This window comes from Oxalobacteraceae bacterium OTU3CINTB1 (genome assembly GCA_024123955.1).
GTDB lineage: Bacteria > Pseudomonadota > Gammaproteobacteria > Burkholderiales > Burkholderiaceae_D > Rugamonas.
Map to the genome: position 1 here is coordinate 2,278,077 of CP099652.1, position 18,883 is coordinate 2,296,959.

Sequence of the window (18,883 nt, forward strand, 5' to 3'; positions counted from 1 at the left end):
GCCCGTATCACGGCGTGAAGATGGTTTCGATCGTCTTGTCGAACAGCCGGGCGATGGCAAAGGCCAGCGGCAGGCTGGGATCGTAGCGGCCGGTCTCGATGGCGTTGACGGTTTGGCGCGAGACGGCAAGCTGGTCGGCCAGGTAGGCCTGGCTCCAGCCGCGTTCGGCGCGCAGTTCGCGGATCGTATTGTTCATCGGTCCATCTTCCAGCGACGAAACAGCCCGATCACCATCCACGCGCTGCCCATCACGCCCCACACCGCGAACATGCTCATGCGCGGATAGCCAGCGTTCTCCATGAAGCCGTACGTGAAAGTCACGGCCGCCGTGACGGCTGCGGCCAGCGCGAAGGTTTCCAGCATCACAATGCGTTGGTATTCGTCCATTCGTCCAACCTGGCGCGCGACCGCCCAGATCATCAGCAGAAATCCGATCATGGGACAGATCAGTACGGCGGTCTTGAACGGGCCAGGTTCCATGGCCGGGCCGTAGATGACCGACGGCACCAGCAGCGCGATGTAGACGGCGATGCTGCCGAAGAGCTCGCGCAAATAACGGGTTGCGGCCTTGCATTCCCCGGCTGAATACTTCGGTTCGATCGGACTACGCATTGTGTTCTCCCATGTGTAAAGTATGCTTTACATCTTAGGACGACAAAAATTCCATGTCAAGCAAACTTTACATCTTGATGGGGCGGCGTTAGGCGGGCTCTTGGAGCAGTTGACGGATGACGTCGACGCTGCCGTTGTCGAGCCGCAGGAATTGGACGCCGGTCTTGTAGCCTAACTCGGCATCGGGATCGCTGTAGACGACCTGACCCATCGCCAGCACTTTGTGGGCGCCGTCGCCCAGTTGCACCTGGAACGACACCGCGCAGTATTGCGCCAGCCGGATCTGGCTGGCCGTCTGCAGGCTGACGCCGCCCTGCGACAGGTCCAGCGTATGGGCCGGAAGGGTGGTTTCGTCGGTCATCGTCAGCGTGGCCGCATGACGGACCGGGTGGCGGCGCGTGACTCGTGGTTTCTGACTCATGGCGCAAACCTCGAATGGTGTAATGTCAATAAGACTATCAGAACTGCGTCGTGGACAGCAAGTTCTTCTCCGGCAACTGTGCGTCGCGGGGCAGGATCTGTGCGGAATTTTGCGGAGTAGTTCTTATTTCAGCTTGCGCCGGTCGGGCCGGACCACCAGCAGCCACCAGCACAGCACGCCCAGCGACAGTTGCGGCATGTTGAACAGGAACTTGCCTAGGGTAACGTCGCGCCGCTGCGGCCATGCCGCGTTGGCGGTCTCGACGATGATGTTGGTGTGGTACAGGCAAAGTCCCAGCAGGATCAGCGCGGCCACGCCCCACAAGACGGGCAGGCTGGTGACGCGATGGCGCAGCACGGCGGCGACCGGGTAGGCCAGCACACACGCGAAGACGTACGCGAACAGGTTGGGCATCAGGTTGGCCAGGTTGGCGTGCGGGAGGACGACTGGTACGGCGCAGATCGCCACGGCGAGCATGACGGCGATGACGGGGTGCGGGTGTTCGGGCCAGGAGTTGAAGCGGCTGATCATTGGGGCGGACGTGAAGGAAAAGGGCTCCATTGTAGGGGAAATGAAGAGGGCTGCGCGGCAACGGCCTCGTGCCCATGCGCTGGATGCAAAGGTCTGACCCAAGACAACAGTCGCCGATTGGTTGAACTTTGATAGTTGAGCTCAAGTCTAACTATTTTGATCATACAAATGTGGGTGCAACCATGGACTTCCTCATTGCAGAACCATTGATGCTTAAGTACGGCATCACGCCACAGCAGATTAACGAGTTGAAAGCCCTGGCAGCGAAACTGCCGGCAGATTTTGTTGATGGGACGCGCATGCCGATTCCTAAAATGCCCGGACTAAGTACCTCAGAATCCGAGTTGTTGATGGCTCGTATGCTCGACGCGATTGCGCCGTTGCTCGGCGTTCCGGTTGAGGACCCGTACTTGTTCGATGAATTGGGTTTGCCAACTATGCAGGAGTTGATGAGAACCGCTGATCAGCGCAAGGAAGGTGCGCGACAGCGGCGTCAGGGTTTCCGGCTTGGCCCGCTCAAGCCCTCGAGGAAAGACGCATCCGCCGATGAGTCTGAGACAAATCGTGAACATGTCTAATCATGGACTTGAATTGGCTGATTGCAGTGCGCAAAGCACTCACAGTTGTGGGTGCGCTGCAGCCATTCGCGAAGCGCGCGTGCGCGCTGTTGGCTCGCCTTTTCAATATCGATGTCTGGCGGGAAGGGGAGCGGCTCCGTAACGAAGCTGATGAGCTCCGGAATATGCATGTCTATGGCAAGGTCGTCTCGGAGTACGCTCGACAGATGAAAACCTCCGGCGGCAATAATGTGGAGGTCGATGCTTTAGTGGCCGCGTTGTTGCTGGCGAGATTACGAAGTTATATGCGTGCACGCGGGATCGTAGCGCTCAGAACGCCGCGCACGGTAAAAAGGCGCAGAGCAACAACGGTCATTCCCGCTGAAGGGGGCAGGTCCGAGCTTGGGGTTCCACCGGCTTTGATAGAGCGGCGGAATGCTGAGCGTCGCGCTCAGAAAACAGGCCGGGATGATGATGGTTTCGTGTAATGGGTTGAAGCAAGTGAGACGACGCAGTGGACCGTATCTCTACTTTTCCTGATCCAGCAACGCCTGAATTTCCGCGCGCTCCTTCTTGCTGACGTGGCCGCCGCGCAGGGCGGCAAGCACCAGCGCCTTGCCGGAGCCGGAGAAGGCTTTCTGGATCAGGTCTTTGAGCAGGTTGGTCTGGATCGAGTCCTGCTCCTGCGCGGGCGCGTAGATGTGGGCGCGCTGACTTTCGTCGCGCGTCAGCAGGCCTTTGGTGTGCATCACTTGCAGCAGGCGTAGCACGGTGGCGTAGTTCATGTCCGGCCGCGTTTCGAGCGCGGCGGCGTGTACCTGCTTGGCGGTGGCCGGGCCGAGCGCAAACAGCAGGCGCAACATCTCCAGCTCGGAGGCGGTCGGTTTAGGTGGGGCTACGGTGGTCATGGATGTAGAATAAAATATCTAGAACTTCTTGTCTAGTCTTCTTTGAGCGTGCGTAGTTGCGCTTCGATGTCGGCGAACAGTGGGCGCGCGGTGCTTTCCGCATCCAGACAGGCGTCGCGAAGTTGATGAAGGCGAGCGAGCGAGGGCTGTGCCGCCGCCGTGGCGTCGCAACGCTCGGCGAGCTCTTCCAGCAGGAAGCCGAAGGCCCGCACTTCGAGTCGTTGCAGCGGCAGTGCTTCAGGCGACGCGGGATCGTAGAACGAGGCTGCGCCGAAATCGCCCAGCAGGGTTCGACCGCGCCCGCAATGCATGATGTTGTGCCCGTACAGGTCGCCGTGCATAATGCCGCGCTCATGCAGTCGTGCTGCGGCGGAGGCGATGCCGTGGGCGATTTCCAGCGTGGACGCGAGGTCGAAGCGCTTGCCGCCATCGTAAATGTCACGCGTGCAGCTCTCCAGGCTTGGTGGGCCGGCCAGGTTGATGAATTCCGGATCGATCAGCGACATGACGAGACCATGCGCACCGTCCGGATGACGCTCCAGGTGGCCCAGCACCGGGATAAGGTTCGGATGCGCGCCGGCGCCGATGCACGCCGCCATCTCGCACAGCGGCGAGCCGTCGCTGGTCATGGCGCCTTTGAACAGTTTGACGGCGACGTCTTCCGTCGCGCCGTCGTGCCGGTAGTCCGCGCGGTGGATCACGCCCGATGCGCCTTCGCCCAGCTTTTGTTTTAACGTCAGCTGTTCCCAGCCGATGGCGGCGGACGGCGTGCCGGTCATCGCGACCTCGCGCTGTTCGCAGAACGGATTGCCTGCGTAAGCGAGCCAAGTCAAGCGGGGCAGGGCGGGCAGCCATGCGGGAAACTCGGTCAGCTGGTTGGCGGCGATGCGCAGCAGTTCGAGCCGGTGCAGTCGCGCCATGCTGGCGGGCAGGGCACGCAGACGGTTCCCGGCAAGCATCAACTTTTGCAGCGCCGGACGTTGCCCCAGTTCCTCCGGCAGTTCCGCGATCAAATTATCCGTCAGCACCAGCCAGCGCAATTGCGCTGGCAGCGACGTCGGCGCGACCGTGCGTATCCGGTTGGCCTTGAAGCCGACCATCGTCAGGGCCGGGCAAGCACCCAGCACCGCCGGCAGTTCGCTGAACTGGTTGTCGGAACAGAAGATGATGCGCAGCTTGTGCAGGCGGGGCAGATCGTCCGGCAGCGACGAGAGCGCGTTGCCGGACAGGTCGAGGATTTCCAGCGAGTCGGCCAGATCGAAGATTTCGCGCGGGAATTCGGTGAGGCCGCCGCGCATTTGCAGGCGCTGGACGCCGCTCAGGGCGCCAGCGCGCAACTGCTCTAGGGTATGCATGTCAGGTGGCGGTGAAGGTCAATGTTGAAGTTTATCACTTCACCGCCGCCCGCCGAGGGCGATTAGCCCCGGCTTACCACTTCATTTCTCCCTTGGCCACTTTGGAGCCGGTCTCGAGCGCAGCGTTCAAGCCAGCGTCCGGGTACAGTTCCTTCATGCGGGCGATTAGCGCGGCCGAGTTGGCTGCCTTGGCGGTTTCGGCTTCGAAACGGACCAGGTAATCGCGGGTGAAGGCGACGCTGTCCGGCGTCAGTGGGGCGCCCACTTTGAAATGGCCCGGCACGACGATCGCCGGCTTCAGCGAGGCGATGTGATCCAGCGTTGCCAGCCAGTTGTTGCGCGACTCCGCGCTTTGGGTATCGGCCGTCCACACGTGCAGGCCGTTGAAGACGACCACGCCGCCAGCGATCGCCTTGATCGACGGGATCCAGACATAGCTGCGGTCCGGCGTCGCGCCGTTCAGGCCTTCGATCTTCAGCGTTTCGCCTTCCAGCTTGATGGTGTCGCCTTGCAGCGGCTGCGGCACGATGATGCTCTTGGGCGCGTTGTCTTTCAAAATAGGCGACCAGTAGGCGACTTTGGCGTCCTTTTTCTTTTCGATCCCGGCGATGGTTTGCGGCGTGGCGACGATCTTGGCGTCCGGGAAGGCGGCGTGGATCACATCCAGGCCGAAGTAGAAGTCCGGGTCGCTATGGCTGACATAGACGGTGGTCAGGCGCTTGCCGCTGGCACGGATTTTCTCGACCAGCTTGATCGCTTCGCCGCGCGAGAACTGGGCGTCGATCAGCACCGCGTCCTTGGTGCCGGTCACCAGCACCGAGGCGACGGGGAAAATGGCGGCTTCGCCAGGATTGAATACGTCGAGCTTCAGCGGCGCGGCGGCGGCCGCGCCACCGACGGTTGCCGCCAGGGCTGCGGACATCAAAGTTTGCTGGATATTGAAGGTGCGCATGGTCGTCTTTCATGATGGTTTGAAGTGGACTCATCATAAATTTCTTTATCTGATGGAAAAACAGGGTAATCTGCACTTATTAATTGCATGGATCGAACGAATATGGATCGCATCACCGCCGCCAGGGTGTTCGTCGCCATCACCGAACGAGGCAGCATGATCGCCGCCGCCGACGCGCTGGACATGTCGCGCGCGATGGTCACGCGCTATCTGGCCGAGATGGAGGAGTGGGCCGGCGCCCGCTTACTGCACCGGAGCACGCGTCGCCTGAGCCTGACCGACGCCGGCGACGTCACCCTGGCACGCTGCCGCAAGCTGCTGGAGCTGGCCGGCGCGATGGAAGTGGCGGCCGAGGACGACGACTCGCCGAAGGGGCTGCTGCGCATCGCCTGCTCGCCATCGCTGGCGCATGCCGAGTTGTCCAGGGCGGTGACCGCATTCCTCAAGCGCTATCCGCGTACCTCGGTCGATCTGCAGGGTGGCAATCGGGCGGTGAATCTGGTCGAGCAGCGCATCGATCTGGCGTTGCGCATCACCAACGCGTTGGAGCCGAACCTGATCGCGCGGCAATTGGGACATTGCGATTCGGTGGTGTGTGCGGCCCCGTCGTATCTGGCAGAGCGCGGTGCGCCGCAGCGGGTCGAGGATCTGGTTGCCCACAACTGCCTGGCGTATACGTATTTCGGGCAGAGTCTGTGGCAGTTCACGCGCAAGGACGGTGAAGAGGTAACGGTGCCGGTTAGCGGCAATTTGTCCGCCAATGACGACCATATATTGCTCAAAGCGGCGGTGGAGGGTGCGGGCATCGCTTTGCAACCGCTGTACAGCGCTGGTCCACTGATCGCTGAAGGCAAGTTGGTCGCGTTGCTGCCGGACTACAAAACGCAGCAAATGGGCATCTACGGGATTTACACGTCGCGCCAGCATATGTCGCCGGCCTTGCGGGCGATGCTGAATTTCTTGCTCAATTGGTTCTCCCACACAAGCCTTGCAGGCACGTAACTTTGGGGTTGGGAATATGTAAATATTGCTTGCGGCGCGGCCCGCCGTGCGACTTAGGTGAAAATTAATACTGGCGCAATCGGTACATAAATGGTTGTTGCGATACAATACCGGTGCTATCATGAATGACCGTTTTTTGAACCACTGAAGAACTTTAGCCCTTCCCCACAACTTGATGTGCAATCCGCTAACCGGTCAGGCCGTGTCGCGGAAGGTTAGATTAACCCGCTAATTCCTCGCGAAGCGCGAAGAAAGGTGAGCAGCAAATGCAACAATACACGTCCAACTCCTACCTGTTTGGTGGGAACGCTCCGTACGTCGAAGAACTGTACGAGGCGTATCTCAACAACCCAGGTTCCGTGCCAGATAACTGGCGCTCTTACTTCGATGCCATGCAGCACGTGCCGGCCGTCGATGGCACCAACAAGCCAGACGTCGCTCACGCCTCCGTCATCGCCTCCTTCGCGGAACGCGCTAAATCCGGTCCTATCCGTACCGTCGTGGCCTCGGCCGACGCCGAAATGGGCCGTAAACGTGTTGCAGCTACGCAACTGATCGCCGCTTACCGCTACCTGGGTTCCCGCTGGGCCAATCTGGACCCGCTGCAACGCCAGGAACGTCCTGCCATCAACGAGCTGGAGCCGAGCTTCTACGGCTTCACCGATGCGGACATGGATACCGTCTTCAACATCAGCAACACCTATTTCGGCCCTGAGACCGCGACCCTGCGCGACTTGCTGAACTACCTGCGCGACACCTACACCCGTTCGATCGGCGCAGAGTACATGTACATCTCCGACCCAACCGAAAAGCGCTGGCTGCAAGAGCGCCTGGAGTCGATCCGTTCGACCCCGAATTTCACGGCGGAAAAGAAAAAGCACATTCTGGAGCGTCTGACCGCGGCCGAAGGCCTGGAACGCTACCTGCACACCAAGTACGTCGGCCAAAAGCGTTTCTCGCTCGAAGGCGGCGAGACCTTCATCGCGTCGATCGATGAGATCATCCAGCGCGCCGGCGAAAAAGGCGTGCAAGAGATCGTTATCGGCATGGCCCACCGTGGCCGTCTGAACGTGCTGGTCAACACCCTCGGCAAAGCGCCTAAGGAACTGTTCGAAGAATTCGAAGGCAAGCACGGCGACGACCTGCCGGCCGGCGACGTCAAATACCACCAGGGTTTCTCGTCCGACATCTCGACCCAGGGCGGTCCGGTTCACCTGTCGCTGGCGTTCAACCCGTCGCACCTGGAAATCGTCAACCCGGTCGTCGAAGGTTCGGTCAAAGCCCGTATGGATCGCCGCGGCGACCACTTGGGCAAGCAAGTGCTGCCAATCCTGGTGCACGGCGACGCCGCATTCGCAGGCCAGGGCGTTGTCATGGAAACGCTGAATCTGGCGCAGACCCGCGGCTACGGCACGGGCGGCACGGTGCACATCGTCATCAACAACCAGATCGGTTTCACCACCTCCGACCCGCGCGATGCACGTTCGACCATCTACTGCTCGGACGTCGTCAAGATGATCGAAGCGCCGGTGCTACACGTGAACGCCGACGATCCTGAAGCCGTGGTCCTGGCTTCGCAGATCGCGATGGACTACCGTCTCGAGTTCCAAAAAGACATCGTTGTCGACATCATTTGCTACCGCAAACTGGGCCACAACGAGCAAGACACGCCGGCGCTGACCCAGCCGCTGATGTACAAGAAAATCGGCACCCACCCAGGCACCCGCAAGCTGTACGCGGACAAGCTGGTTGCCCAGACCGTGATTCCAGCCGACGGCGGCGAACAGATGCAAGCCGCCTACCGCGACGCGATGGACGCCGGCAAGCACACTGTCGATCCTGTCATCTCGAACTTCAAGAACAAGTACGCCGTCGATTGGCTGCCGTTCCTGAACCGCAAGTGGACCGACTCGGCCGACACCGCCGTGCCGATGACCGAACTGAAACGCCTGGCCACCCGCATCACCACGGTGCCGGACGGCTTCAAAGTGCACTCGCTGGTCGAGAAAGTACTGGGCGACCGCGCCACCATGGGTCGCGGCGAACTGAACCTGGACTGGGGCATGGGCGAACACCTGGCCTACGCGTCGCTGGTCGCTTCGGGCTACGCAGTGCGCCTGACCGGTCAGGATGCCGGCCGCGGCACCTTCGTGCACCGTCACGCCGTGCTGCACGACCAGAACCGCGAGCGTTGGGATGCGGGCACCTACGTGCCGCTGCAGAACATCGCCGAAGGCCAGGCCCCGTTCACCGTCATCGACTCCGTGCTGTCGGAAGAAGCAGTGCTGGGCTTCGAATACGGTTACTCGACCGCCGAGCCAAACACCTTGACGATCTGGGAAGCCCAGTTCGGCGACTTCGTCAACGGCGCGCAAGTCGTCATCGACCAGTTCATCAGCTCCGGCGAAGTGAAGTGGGGCCGCGCTTCGGGCCTGGTCATGATGCTGCCGCACGGTTACGAAGGCCAGGGTCCTGAGCACTCGTCCGCGCGTCCTGAGCGTTTCCTGCAGCTGTGCGCAGACAACAACATGCAAGTCGTGCAGCCGACCACCGCCGCACAGATCTTCCACGTGCTGCGTCGCCAGATGGTGCGCCAGTTCCGCAAGCCGCTGGTCATCCTGACCCCGAAATCGCTGCTGCGTAACAAGGAAGCCGGCTCCTCGCTGAACGAACTGGCCAAGGGCGCCTTCCAGACCGTCATCGGCGAAGTCGACGAGAAAATCGATGCCAAGAAGGTCAAGCGCGTTGTCGCTTGCTCGGGCAAGGTCTACTACGATCTGGTCAACGCACGCAAAACGCGCGGCCAGACCGACACCGCCATCATCCGTGTCGAACAGCTGTATCCGTTCCCGCACAAGTCGTTCGCTGCCGAACTGAAAAAGTTCCCGAACCTGACCGAAGTGGTGTGGGCGCAGGACGAGCCGCAGAATCAGGGCCCATGGTTCCAGATTCAGCACAACATCTTCGAGAGCATGGACGCCGGTCAGCGCCTGGCATACGCCGGTCGCCCAGCGTCGGCATCGCCGGCCGTCGGTTACTACGACAAGCACTATGCCCAGCAAAAAGACCTGCTGGAAACGGCGTTCTCGAAGCTCAAAGGTTTCATCCTGACGAAATAAGCGTTCAGGGGCCGCGCGCTGGGTGCGGCCTCTCCTTACCTCACATAACTAACGGAGCGCCGCCTTGCTACGCGAGATGGCGCCGAAATAACAAATATACGGAGTTTTACAATGGCACAAATCGAAGTCAAAGTTCCTCAATTGTCGGAATCGGTCGCTGAAGCAACCATGCTGACGTGGCATAAAAAAGTCGGCGACGCAGTTGCGCGCGACGAAAACCTGATCGATATCGAAACCGACAAGGTCGTTTTGGAACTGCCCGCGCCCGCAGCCGGCGTGCTGATCAAGATCATCAAAGGCGACGGTAGCACCGTGGTCGCCGACGAACTGATTGCCGTGATCGACACCGACGCCGCAGCAGCCGCCGCCGCTCCGGTTGCCGCCGCCGCACCAGCCGCAGCGCCTGCCGCCGCCCCAGCACCAGCGGTCGCAGCCGCGACCGGTGGCAGCAAGGGCGATGTCGCCATGCCTGCAGCCGCCAAGATCCTGTCCGAAAAAGGCCTGAGCGCTGGCGATGTCGCCGGTTCGGGCAAAGACGGCCGCGTGACCAAGGGCGACGCCCTGGGCGCTTCGGCACCAGCCGCCACCCCGGCCGTTGCGCCACTGGCCGCAGCCGCCGCCAAGCCGGCGCTGCAACAGATCGCTTCGCCAAGCGTCGCCAGCCTGGGCGAGCGTCCGGAAGAGCGCGTGCCGATGAGCCGTCTGCGCGCCCGTATCGCCGAGCGTCTGCTGCAATCGCAATCGACCAACGCCATCCTGACCACGTTCAACGAAGTGAACATGGCGCCAGTGATGGACCTGCGCAACAAGTACAAAGACAAGTTCGAAAAAGAGCACGGCGTCAAGCTGGGCTTCATGTCGTTCTTCGTCAAGGCCGCCGTCGCAGCCCTGAAAAAGTACCCGATCATCAACGCCTCGGTTGACGGCAACGACATCATCTACCACGGCTACTTCGACATCGGTATCGCTGTCGGGTCGCCACGCGGCCTGGTGGTGCCTATCCTGCGCAACGCCGACCAGATGTCGATCGCCGAGATCGAAAAGAAAATCGGTGAATTCGGCGCCAAGGCCAAAGAAGGCAAGCTGACCTTGGACGACCTGACCGGCGGCACGTTCTCGATCTCGAACGGCGGCACCTTCGGCTCGATGCTGTCGACCCCGATCATCAACCCGCCACAATCGGCCATCCTGGGCGTGCACGCGACCAAGGACCGCGCTGTGGTCGAAAACGGCCAGATCGTGATCCGTCCGATGAACTACCTGGCAATGTCCTACGACCACCGCATCATCGACGGCCGCGAAGCCGTCCTGGGCCTGGTCGCCATGAAAGAAGCGCTGGAAGATCCTGCACGTCTGCTGCTGGACCTGTAATTCGCTTTTCGCCAGCGAACCCCGGAAGTTCGGGGTCGTACCCCGTACGGGGTACGACCCCAGACGTTGCTCTGCGGGTTTGAACTCTTGGGAGCTGTATGAGCGTTGCTGAAGAAATCAAGCGTTTGCACGAACTGCATCAAGCCGGCGCCCTGTCGGACGCGGAATTCGCGGCCGCCAAGGCGCGCCTGCTGGAGGCCGAACCCTACAAACCGGGCGACAGCATCGGTGAAGACATCACCCGCCTGCGCCGCTCGCGCACCGACCGCTGGCTGGGCGGCGTCTGCGGCGGCCTCGGTCGTGTCTCCGGCATCGAGCCGTGGATCTGGCGCCTGTTGTTTGTGATGTTCGTGCTGACCTTTGGTTTCGGCCTGGCGATCTACATTCTGTTATGGATTTTCGTTCCAGACGAAGAACTGATTGGAAAATAAAAAATGAGTAAACAATTTGACGTAGTAGTCATCGGCGCCGGTCCCGGCGGTTATATCGCCGCCATCCGCGCCGCACAACTGGGTTTCTCCGTTGCTTGCGTGGACGCATGGGAAAATGAAAAAGGCGGCCCGGCACCGGGCGGCACCTGCACCAACGTCGGTTGCATCCCGTCGAAAGCGCTGCTGCAATCGTCGGAGCACTTCGAGCACGCCGGCCACGCGTTCAAGGACCACGGCATCGATGTCGCCGGCCTGTCGCTGAACCTGCCACAAATGCTCAAGCGCAAAGACACCGTCGTCAAGCAAAACAACGACGGCATCCTGTTCCTGTTCAAGAAAAACAAGGTCACCTTCTTCCACGGCCGCGCCTCGTTCGCCGGCGCCGCCACCGCTGAAGGCTACCCGCTGACGATCTCGGCGCCTGCCAACGAGACCATCAACGCCAAGCAAGTCATCATCGCCACCGGTTCCAACGCGCGTGAACTGCCAGGCGCACCGTTCGACGAGCAACTGATTCTGTCGAACACGGGCGCGCTGGCAATCCAGGGCGTTCCTGCCAAGCTGGGCGTGATCGGCGCCGGCGTGATCGGCCTGGAAATGGGCTCCGTATGGCGCCGCCTGGGTTCGGAAGTGACCGTGCTCGAAGGCCTGCCAGTGTTCCTGGGCGCGGTCGACGAGCAGATCGCCAAGGAAGCCGGCAAGCTGTTCGCCAAGCAAGGCCTGTCGATCAACCTCGGTTGCAAGATCGGCGCGATCACCAAGGGTGATAACAACGTCACCGTGGTGTACGAGAACGCCAAGGGCGAGTCCATCACCTCCGTGTTCGACAAGCTGATCGTGTCGATCGGCCGCACCCCGAACACCAACGGCCTGGCCGCCGACAAAGTCGGCCTGTCGCTGGACGAGCGCGGTTTCGTGGCCGTCGACGACGACTGCAAAACCAATCTGCCGGGCGTCTGGGCGATCGGTGACGTGGTGCGCGGCCCGATGCTGGCGCACAAGGCGGAAGAAGAGGGCGTTGCCGTTGCCGAGCGCATGGCTGGCCAGCATGGCCACACCAACTTCAACACCATTCCTTGGGTCATTTACACCTCGCCGGAAATCGCGTGGGTTGGTCAGACCGAGCAGCAACTGAAGGCTTCGGGCGTTGCTTACAAGGCCGGCACCTTCCCGTTCCTGGCGAACGGCCGCGCTCGCGCGCTGGGCGACACTTCGGGCATGGTCAAGTTCCTGGCCGATGCGACCACCGACGAAATCCTCGGCGTGCACATCATCGGACCGATGGCCTCCGAGCTGATCTCGGAAGCGGTCGTGGCGATGGAGTTCAAGGCCTCGGCCGAAGACATCGCGCGCATCTGCCACGCGCACCCATCCTTGTCGGAAGCCACTAAGGAAGCGGCGCTGGCAATCGACAAGCGTACGCTCAATTTCTAAGCAGTAGCTACAGGCGGACTGCGGGCGGACTGCGGTCCGCCCGTTTTTGTTTGCGCCGCCCACATAGAATCGAACACATGAACGTCGAAGAGTTTTATCAGCAAGCGCTGGAACAGCGCAATTTCAAGGCCGACGCAGCCCAGCGCCGCGCCGTCGATCGTCTGCAGTTATGCTACGACGAATGGGTCGCGTACAAGGGCCAGCGCTCAAGCACGTTCAAGCGCCTGATCAACCGTCCCGACGTGCCCAAGGGCGTCTATATGTGGGGCGGGGTGGGGCGCGGCAAGTCGTTCCTGATGGACAGCTTCTATTCGGTGGTGCCGCTGGTGCGCAAGACGCGCCTGCACTTCCACGAGTTCATGCGCGGCGTGCACCGCCAGCTGGACGAGCTGACCGGCGTCGCCAATCCGCTCGACGAAGTGGCCAAGCGCATCGCCAAGAAATACCGTTTGATCTGCTTCGACGAATTCCACATCTCCGACGTGGCCGACGCGATGATCATGTACAACCTGTTGAAGGCGCTGTTCGACAACGGCGTGTCCTTCATCATGACGTCGAACTACGATCCGAGATTGCTGTACCCGGACGGCCTGCACCGCGACCGCATCCTGCCGACCATTGAATTGTTGTACGAGAAGCTCGACGTGATGAACATCGACGCCGGCATCGACTATCGCGGCCGCGCGCTCGAGCAGGTCGATTCCTACTACACGCCGATCAACGCCGAGACCGATCAGAAGCTGCGCGACGCCTACACCAGCATCGCCGAGACGGCCGACGAGGACCCGGTGGTGCGCATCGAGGCGCGCGAGATCCGCGCCTTGCGCCGCGCCGGCTCCATCATCTGGTTCGACTTCCACACCTTGTGCGGCGGGCCGCGGTCGCAGAACGACTATCTGGAAATCGCCAGCCGCTTCCATACCGTGATATTGTCCGGGATTCCGATGATGTCGGCATCGATGTCGTCGGAGGCGCGCCGCTTCACGTGGCTGATCGATGTATTTTACGACCAGGGCGTGAAGTTGCTGATGTCGGCCGAGGTCGAGCCGGAGGAGCTGTACACCACCGGCACCCTGGCCAACGAATTTCACCGCACGGTGTCGCGCATTGTCGAGATGCAGTCGCGCGAGTACATGGATAAGGAACAACGGGCCGCAGCCGGTTCGCTGGCCTGATGTCACAGGAAAGAATATGAGAGCAAGTTTGAAACCGCTGGGCGACATGATCGCCATCGCCGTGCTGGCCGCCGTGGCGGCCGTGGCTGTCCCGGCCGTGGCGCAGGAGGCGACGTCGGTGGCGCCGCCGTCGCATTCGGTCGAGGAGGCCGACGCCACCCTGGCCAAAGTGGCCAGGGAACGTGACGCCGTCAACGCCGAGTACGCGGCCCGCGAGGCGGTGTGCAACGAAAAATTCTTCGTCAATAACTGCCTGGACAAGGCCAAGGAACAGCGCCGAGCCGCGCTGGCCAACCTGCGCGTGCTGGAAGTGGAAGCCGAGCATTTCAAGCGCGCCGATTCGGTGGCGCGCCGCGACGCCGACCTGGCCGAGCGCGTGCGCAAGGACAACGAAGAGTTGGCCCGGCGCGAGGCCCTGCCGCCGAAGCCGGTCAAGGATGTGGACAGCAAGCCGGAACCGGCGCCGGTGAAAGGCCGCCGCGTGGCCGAACGCGAGGCCGATCACGCCGCGAAAATGAAACGCGAGGCGGCGGCGACGGCGGCCGGCGCCGACAAGCGCGCCGCCAACGTGGCCCGCTTCGAGCAGAAGAAGGTCGACGCCGAGCGGCGTCAGGCGGAAGTGGCCAAGCGGGTGGCCGAGACCGAGCGCAAGGTGTCCGCCAAGGTCGCTGCCGCGAAGAAGAAAGCGGATGCGGCAGCCGCAGCCGCAGCAGCGGCCGCGAAGAAGCAGCAATAGGGCAGCGCCGCCCCGGGTTGCCGGTGGCTCAACGGTTGACGGCTGGGACGGGTGCGACCAATTTGATGATCGCCATCGTGCAATTGTCGCCCTTGCCCTGGGCGCGCTCGGCGGCCTTGGCGATCAAGCGCTCGGCCGCCCGGCGCGGGGTGTTGCGCGCCACGGCCGCCGCCAGTTCCTGATCGGCGAAACACTGCCACAACCCATCCGAGCACAGCAAAAAAGAGTCGCCAAGCCGCAAGCCTTCATGCGTGCCCGACGTCACGAACGGCGCCTTGAAACCGTTCCCCAGCAGATTGTTGAGCAGCCTGGAACTGCGATGCGTCTTCGCTGCCTCCAGCGGTACCTTGTCGTTCTGCACCAGATGCTCGATATACGCGCTGTCATTGCTGCGTTCCACGCTGGTTTCGCCGCTAAAGCGGTACACGCGCGTTTCACCCACGTGCGCCCAGATCGCCTGACCGGCCGGCGTCAGCACCAGCAGCGCCAGCGCGCTGTGCGGTTCCGCGCTGGCGGCGATCGGATTCATTTTGATGACTTGATGGGCCTCCAGCACTATCGCGGCGAGCAACGCCTTCAGCCGGGGAATGCCGGGCACGTCGCCGGCACGGAATTCGTCGAACATATGCCGGCTCGTCAGCAGCGCCTGGTCCGGGCCGATGGCGCTCTGATTGCCGTCGGCCAGCACCGCCAGCACATAGCCGGGCGCGTTCGGCGACGTGAACAGGGCCACGCGGTCGTTTTGCTGCGGCCGGTTGCCGATGTGCTGGGCGGTGCCGGCTTCTATTTTATAAGCGCTCATATGGTTGACACTGTATCCTGACGGAGGGCTGAGCGGCGATATCGATCATTCTGTTGGCGGCGGGGCCGCCGTAGATTAAACTATGCACCGTGTCGCAGTTTGTTTGCAATACGTGTGTTGTTTGAGTGAAACTTTTGTGTGAGTAGAGACCTAGAAATATGACTGATGTACAAGATATCCAGCGTCGTCTGATCGAACTCGACGTCGAACACCGCGATCTGGACGCGGTGATCGACATGCTCACCCTGGACGGACACCACGATCAGCTGCAATTGCGCCGCCTGAAAAAGCGCAAGCTGCAACTGAAAGACCATATCACCCTGCTGAAAATGCAACTAGTGCCGGACGTGCCGGCTTAATGTCCCGGCTTCAGCTCGTGCCTCAACTAAGTATATTTTGACCGAACACCTTCCAACGCCTGCCGACACGCACGCGCCGGTCCCCGCCGACGCCACTCCCGCCGTCGTCGGCGCGACCCCAGACCTGCCCCCCGGCAAATACGATTCCGAGGTCGAGCGACTGTTCGGCGCCGGCGGACCGTTGGGTCCGGCTGTTGGCGACTTCAAGCCGCGCCGCTCGCAGACGGAAATGGCCAAGGCGGTCGCGGCCGCGATTTCCAGCCAGACCACGTTGATCGCCGAGGCCGGCACTGGCACGGGCAAGACTTTCGCCTATCTGGTGCCGGCGTTGCTGTGGGGCGGCAAGACCATCGTCTCGACCGGGACCAAGAACTTGCAGGACCAGCTGTTCCTGCGCGATATTCCGACCGTGCGCGCCGCCTTGCAGGCGCCGGTGTCGGTCGCGCTGCTCAAAGGCCGCTCGAATTACGTCTGCCATTACCATCTCGAGCGTACCCTGCAGAACGGCCGCATGACGTCGCGCGACGACGTCGGTCACCTGCGCGAGATATCGCGTTTCCTGAAAATGACCAGTTCCGGCGACAAGGCCGAGCTGGCGCGCGTGCCGGAAAACGCGCTGATCTGGAACCTGGTGACCTCGACCCGCGACAACTGCATGGGCGCCGAGTGCCAGTATTACCAGGATTGTTTCGTCATGAAGGCGCGCAAGGAAGCGCAGCAGGCCGACGTGGTGGTGGTCAACCACCACCTGTTCTTCGCCGACGTCGCGCTCAAGGATTCGGGCATCGCCGAACTGCTGCCGTCGGCCAATACCATCATCTTCGATGAGGCGCACCAGCTGCCGGACACCGCCACCTTGTTCTTCGGCGATACGTTTTCGACCTCGCAAATCCTGGAATTGTGCCGCGACGTGCTGGCCGAGGGCTTGTCGAACGCCCGCGACGGCGCCGATTGGGGCAAGGTCGTCACGGTGGTGGAGAAGGCCGCGCGCGACCTCAGGTTGACATTCCCGCAAGATATCGTGCGCCTGTCGCTGCCGCAGATCGCGCCGTCGAGCGACTTTTTCCCGGCGTTGCAGACGCTGAAGGACGAGCTGGACGGCATGCTGGCCGTGCTGGAAACCCAGGCGGCCCGCGCCGAAACGCTGGAACAATGTCGCCAGCGCGGCATCGAACTGGCGCAAAAATTGTCGTCCTGGAAATTCGATCCGAAGGCGCGCGTCGAAAAAGGCGAGGAGGCGGTGTTCTGGGTCGAGGCCTACGCGTCATCGTTGCAGCTGCATAAAACGCCTTTATCGATCGCGCCGATCTTCAACGGCCAGCGCGAAGGCGTGCCGCGCAGCTGGATTTTCACGTCGGCGACCTTGGCCGTGAAGAATGATTTCAGCCATTTCTCGGAACAAATGGGCCTGACGGACGAACCGTCGAAGACTTGGCCGAGCCCGTTTAATTACGAAGAGCAGGGCCTTTTATATGTGCCGCAGGGTTTGCCGGACCCGAATTCCATCGGTTATACCGACGCGGTGCTGGACCTGGCGCTGCCGGTGATCGAGGCGGCGGGCGGAAAAACTTTCCTTTTGTGCACGACTTTGCGCGCTGTGAAGCGCGCCGCCGAGCGCCTGCGCGACGAGTTCGAAAAGCGCGGCTTGCCGTATCCGCTGTTCATCCAGGGCGACAAGGGCCGCACCGAGTTGCTGGACCAATTCCGCAAGGCGGGAAATGGCGTGCTGATCGGTAGCCAGAGTTTCTGGGAAGGCGTCGACGTGCGCGGCGACGCGCTGTCCTTGGTGATTATCGACAAGCTGCCGTTCGCGCCGCCGGACGATCCGGTGCTGGCCGCGCGTATCGAGGTGATGGAAAAGCAGGGCAAAAACGGCTTCATGCATCACACCCTGCCGGAAGCGATCATCAATCTGAAGCAGGGCGCCGGCCGCCTGATCCGCGACGAAGGCGATCGCGGTGTGCTGATGCTGTGCGATCCGCGTGTGATTTCCAAGCCCTACGGCAAGCGGATTTGGCAGAGCCTGCCGTCCTTCAAACGCACCCGCGAGCAGGCGGATGCGGTCGCGTTCTTCCAAAACAAGAATACCGAAGAGTAACTTTCGGTATTTTTTCTCTTGCCCCAAGCGGGCGATCAAATCGATTTTCGTAGGGCGGATTAGCGCATCGCGCGTAATCCGCCAAGCTCCGTCGGCGGCTCATGGCGGATTACGCGCTGCGCGCTAATCCGCCCTACGGTCCGATATGTTCGGCCGGACCCTGATTTTTTTCAAAATCATGCCAGTTAATGGCGTGTTCTAGCCAATAACTGGCTTTAGAAGTGCTGCCGCCAACCATCGGACCTGCCGTCACCGAACCCATCTGCCAACACCGCAGCCCCAAGCCTTGCATATCGCACCCATTTGCGTTCGCGCAAAGTGGCTGATGAGCGGATTGTTAGAGTTGGTTAAGCGCTGTTCCCCTAAGGAGCAGGATCGGAGGAGGCCATGACTATCCGCCACGGCTGTTTTTTCAGCTATGCACACGGTCAGCACGCATACATGAGCAAGTTCAAAAACGATTTGATCGACGCTCTGAAATGTTATCTGGAACCCCACTTCGACAACGAAAACGAATTGTTCGTCGACAGTGAGCAACTCGGCGGAGGCGATGACCTGGACGAAAAAATCGCCAGGGCGATGTGTGAAAGCGTTTGCATGATTGTCATTTATACACCCAAGTACGAAGCCCATGCCTATACCCGGCGTGAGTTTGCAGCAATGCAACTAATTGAAAACGAACGCAAGAAATGGTACACGCTGCCAAGTCACCTGATCATCCCGGTCATCATGACCCAGCATCCCTTGAGTTTGCCGCCGCAGATTTCCGGGCCGGGCATGTATGTCGATTTTTCACGGTACACCCTGGCGAGCGGCGACTTGAAGACCAACCCGGAATTTTTGCCGGATATAAAAAAGATCGTTCTGCGGATCGCCCAGCACTACCACTACTTGAAACAGTGCACGCCGCCCGGGCATGACTGTGGTCGTTTTGTCATGCCGGACATTCCGCCCGAATGGCGCGCCATTCCTCCTCCCCACTTCCCTCGCTAAAGGTTTGTTATGGAAACCACATCATTG

The 18,883-nt window shown here is 61.3% G+C and carries 20 protein-coding genes; 12 read left to right on the forward strand and 8 right to left on the reverse strand.

The window, feature by feature from the left end:
- Positions 1-7 precede the first annotated feature (7 nt).
- The 4 genes from NHH73_09935 to NHH73_09950 form a co-directional block, all read right to left on the reverse strand.
- A complete protein-coding gene (locus NHH73_09935; GenBank protein ID USX28574.1) occupies positions 8-196 on the reverse strand; it encodes a helix-turn-helix transcriptional regulator in 189 nt (62 codons plus the stop codon).
- On the reverse strand, positions 193-612 hold the full coding sequence (locus NHH73_09940) for a hypothetical protein (protein ID USX28575.1): 420 nt from the start codon (positions 610-612) through the stop codon (positions 193-195). Before NHH73_09940 ends, NHH73_09935 begins: the two co-directional genes overlap by 4 nt.
- 88 nt (positions 613-700) lie before the next feature.
- Positions 701-1,033: a PilZ domain-containing protein gene (locus NHH73_09945; GenBank protein USX28576.1), complete on the reverse strand. Its 333-nt coding sequence runs from the start codon at positions 1,031-1,033 to the stop codon at positions 701-703.
- Between the two features lie 123 nt (positions 1,034-1,156).
- Positions 1,157-1,564: a hypothetical protein gene (locus NHH73_09950; GenBank protein USX28577.1), complete on the reverse strand. Its 408-nt coding sequence runs from the start codon at positions 1,562-1,564 to the stop codon at positions 1,157-1,159.
- 182 nt (positions 1,565-1,746) lie between these two features.
- Between NHH73_09950 and NHH73_09955 the strand changes: the two genes are divergently transcribed.
- Together NHH73_09955 and NHH73_09960 are read left to right on the forward strand one after the other, a co-directional pair.
- Positions 1,747-2,142, forward strand: coding sequence for a hypothetical protein (locus tag NHH73_09955; protein ID USX28578.1), 396 nt, complete (start codon positions 1,747-1,749; stop codon positions 2,140-2,142).
- 2 nt (positions 2,143-2,144) lie between these two features.
- Complete coding sequence (locus NHH73_09960) at positions 2,145-2,609, forward strand: hypothetical protein (GenBank protein USX28579.1); 465 nt, start codon at positions 2,145-2,147, stop codon at positions 2,607-2,609.
- Positions 2,610-2,648: 39 nt separating this feature from the next.
- On the opposite strand, the gene NHH73_09965 is transcribed toward NHH73_09960, so the two are convergent.
- The 3 genes from NHH73_09965 to NHH73_09975 all read right to left on the reverse strand — a co-directional run bounded on the left by NHH73_09965 (position 2,649) and on the right by NHH73_09975 (position 5,336).
- Positions 2,649-3,029, reverse strand: a complete 381-nt coding sequence (locus NHH73_09965) for a BlaI/MecI/CopY family transcriptional regulator (protein USX28580.1) — start codon at positions 3,027-3,029, stop codon at positions 2,649-2,651.
- A 32-nt stretch (positions 3,030-3,061) separates the two neighbouring features.
- The gene (locus NHH73_09970) at positions 3,062-4,384 is read right to left on the reverse strand and encodes a leucine-rich repeat-containing serine/threonine-protein kinase (protein ID USX28581.1); all 1,323 of its coding nucleotides are present in this window, start codon (positions 4,382-4,384) and stop codon (positions 3,062-3,064) included.
- 73 nt (positions 4,385-4,457) lie between these two features.
- A complete protein-coding gene (locus NHH73_09975; GenBank protein USX28582.1) occupies positions 4,458-5,336 on the reverse strand; it encodes an MBL fold metallo-hydrolase in 879 nt (292 codons plus the stop codon).
- A 102-nt stretch (positions 5,337-5,438) separates the two neighbouring features.
- Here NHH73_09975 and NHH73_09980 point away from each other — a divergent pair, with 102 nt between their 5' ends.
- The 7 genes from NHH73_09980 (at position 5,439) to NHH73_10010 (ending at position 14,604) form a co-directional block, all read left to right on the forward strand.
- Positions 5,439-6,338 (forward strand): LysR family transcriptional regulator, encoded by a 900-nt coding sequence (locus NHH73_09980; protein USX28583.1) that lies wholly within the window; start codon positions 5,439-5,441, stop codon positions 6,336-6,338.
- A 266-nt stretch (positions 6,339-6,604) separates the two neighbouring features.
- On the forward strand, positions 6,605-9,457 hold the full coding sequence (locus tag NHH73_09985) for a 2-oxoglutarate dehydrogenase E1 component (protein ID USX28584.1): 2,853 nt from the start codon (positions 6,605-6,607) through the stop codon (positions 9,455-9,457).
- A 111-nt stretch (positions 9,458-9,568) separates the two neighbouring features.
- Positions 9,569-10,828 carry a 2-oxoglutarate dehydrogenase complex dihydrolipoyllysine-residue succinyltransferase gene (gene odhB / locus NHH73_09990; GenBank protein USX28585.1) on the forward strand — a complete coding sequence of 420 codons (1,260 nt, stop codon included), beginning with the start codon at positions 9,569-9,571 and terminating at the stop codon, positions 10,826-10,828.
- A gap of 98 nt (positions 10,829-10,926) precedes the next feature.
- Positions 10,927-11,259, forward strand: a complete 333-nt coding sequence (locus NHH73_09995; GenBank protein ID USX28586.1) for a PspC domain-containing protein — start codon at positions 10,927-10,929, stop codon at positions 11,257-11,259.
- A gap of 3 nt (positions 11,260-11,262) precedes the next feature.
- Positions 11,263-12,693, forward strand: a complete 1,431-nt coding sequence (gene lpdA, locus NHH73_10000; GenBank protein USX28587.1) for a dihydrolipoyl dehydrogenase — start codon at positions 11,263-11,265, stop codon at positions 12,691-12,693.
- Between the two features lie 77 nt (positions 12,694-12,770).
- A complete protein-coding gene (zapE, locus tag NHH73_10005; protein USX28588.1) occupies positions 12,771-13,868 on the forward strand; it encodes a cell division protein ZapE in 1,098 nt (365 codons plus the stop codon).
- Positions 13,869-13,884: 16 nt separating this feature from the next.
- Entirely contained in the window at positions 13,885-14,604 is a 720-nt protein-coding gene (locus tag NHH73_10010) for a hypothetical protein (protein ID USX28589.1), read from the forward strand.
- A gap of 28 nt (positions 14,605-14,632) precedes the next feature.
- Here the strand turns inward: NHH73_10010 and NHH73_10015 are convergent, their stop codons facing one another.
- Positions 14,633-15,406, reverse strand: a complete 774-nt coding sequence (locus NHH73_10015) for a serine/threonine-protein phosphatase (protein ID USX28590.1) — start codon at positions 15,404-15,406, stop codon at positions 14,633-14,635.
- Between the two features lie 158 nt (positions 15,407-15,564).
- Here NHH73_10015 and NHH73_10020 point away from each other — a divergent pair, with 158 nt between their 5' ends.
- From NHH73_10020 to NHH73_10030, 3 genes are all read left to right on the forward strand, one after another.
- Complete coding sequence (locus tag NHH73_10020) at positions 15,565-15,765, forward strand: DUF465 domain-containing protein (protein ID USX28591.1); 201 nt, start codon at positions 15,565-15,567, stop codon at positions 15,763-15,765.
- A gap of 124 nt (positions 15,766-15,889) precedes the next feature.
- Positions 15,890-17,863 carry an ATP-dependent DNA helicase gene (locus tag NHH73_10025; GenBank protein USX29602.1) on the forward strand — a complete coding sequence of 658 codons (1,974 nt, stop codon included), beginning with the start codon at positions 15,890-15,892 and terminating at the stop codon, positions 17,861-17,863.
- 387 nt (positions 17,864-18,250) lie between these two features.
- The gene (locus NHH73_10030) at positions 18,251-18,856 is read left to right on the forward strand and encodes a toll/interleukin-1 receptor domain-containing protein (protein USX28592.1); all 606 of its coding nucleotides are present in this window, start codon (positions 18,251-18,253) and stop codon (positions 18,854-18,856) included.
- The last annotated feature ends 27 nt before the right edge of the window (positions 18,857-18,883 follow it).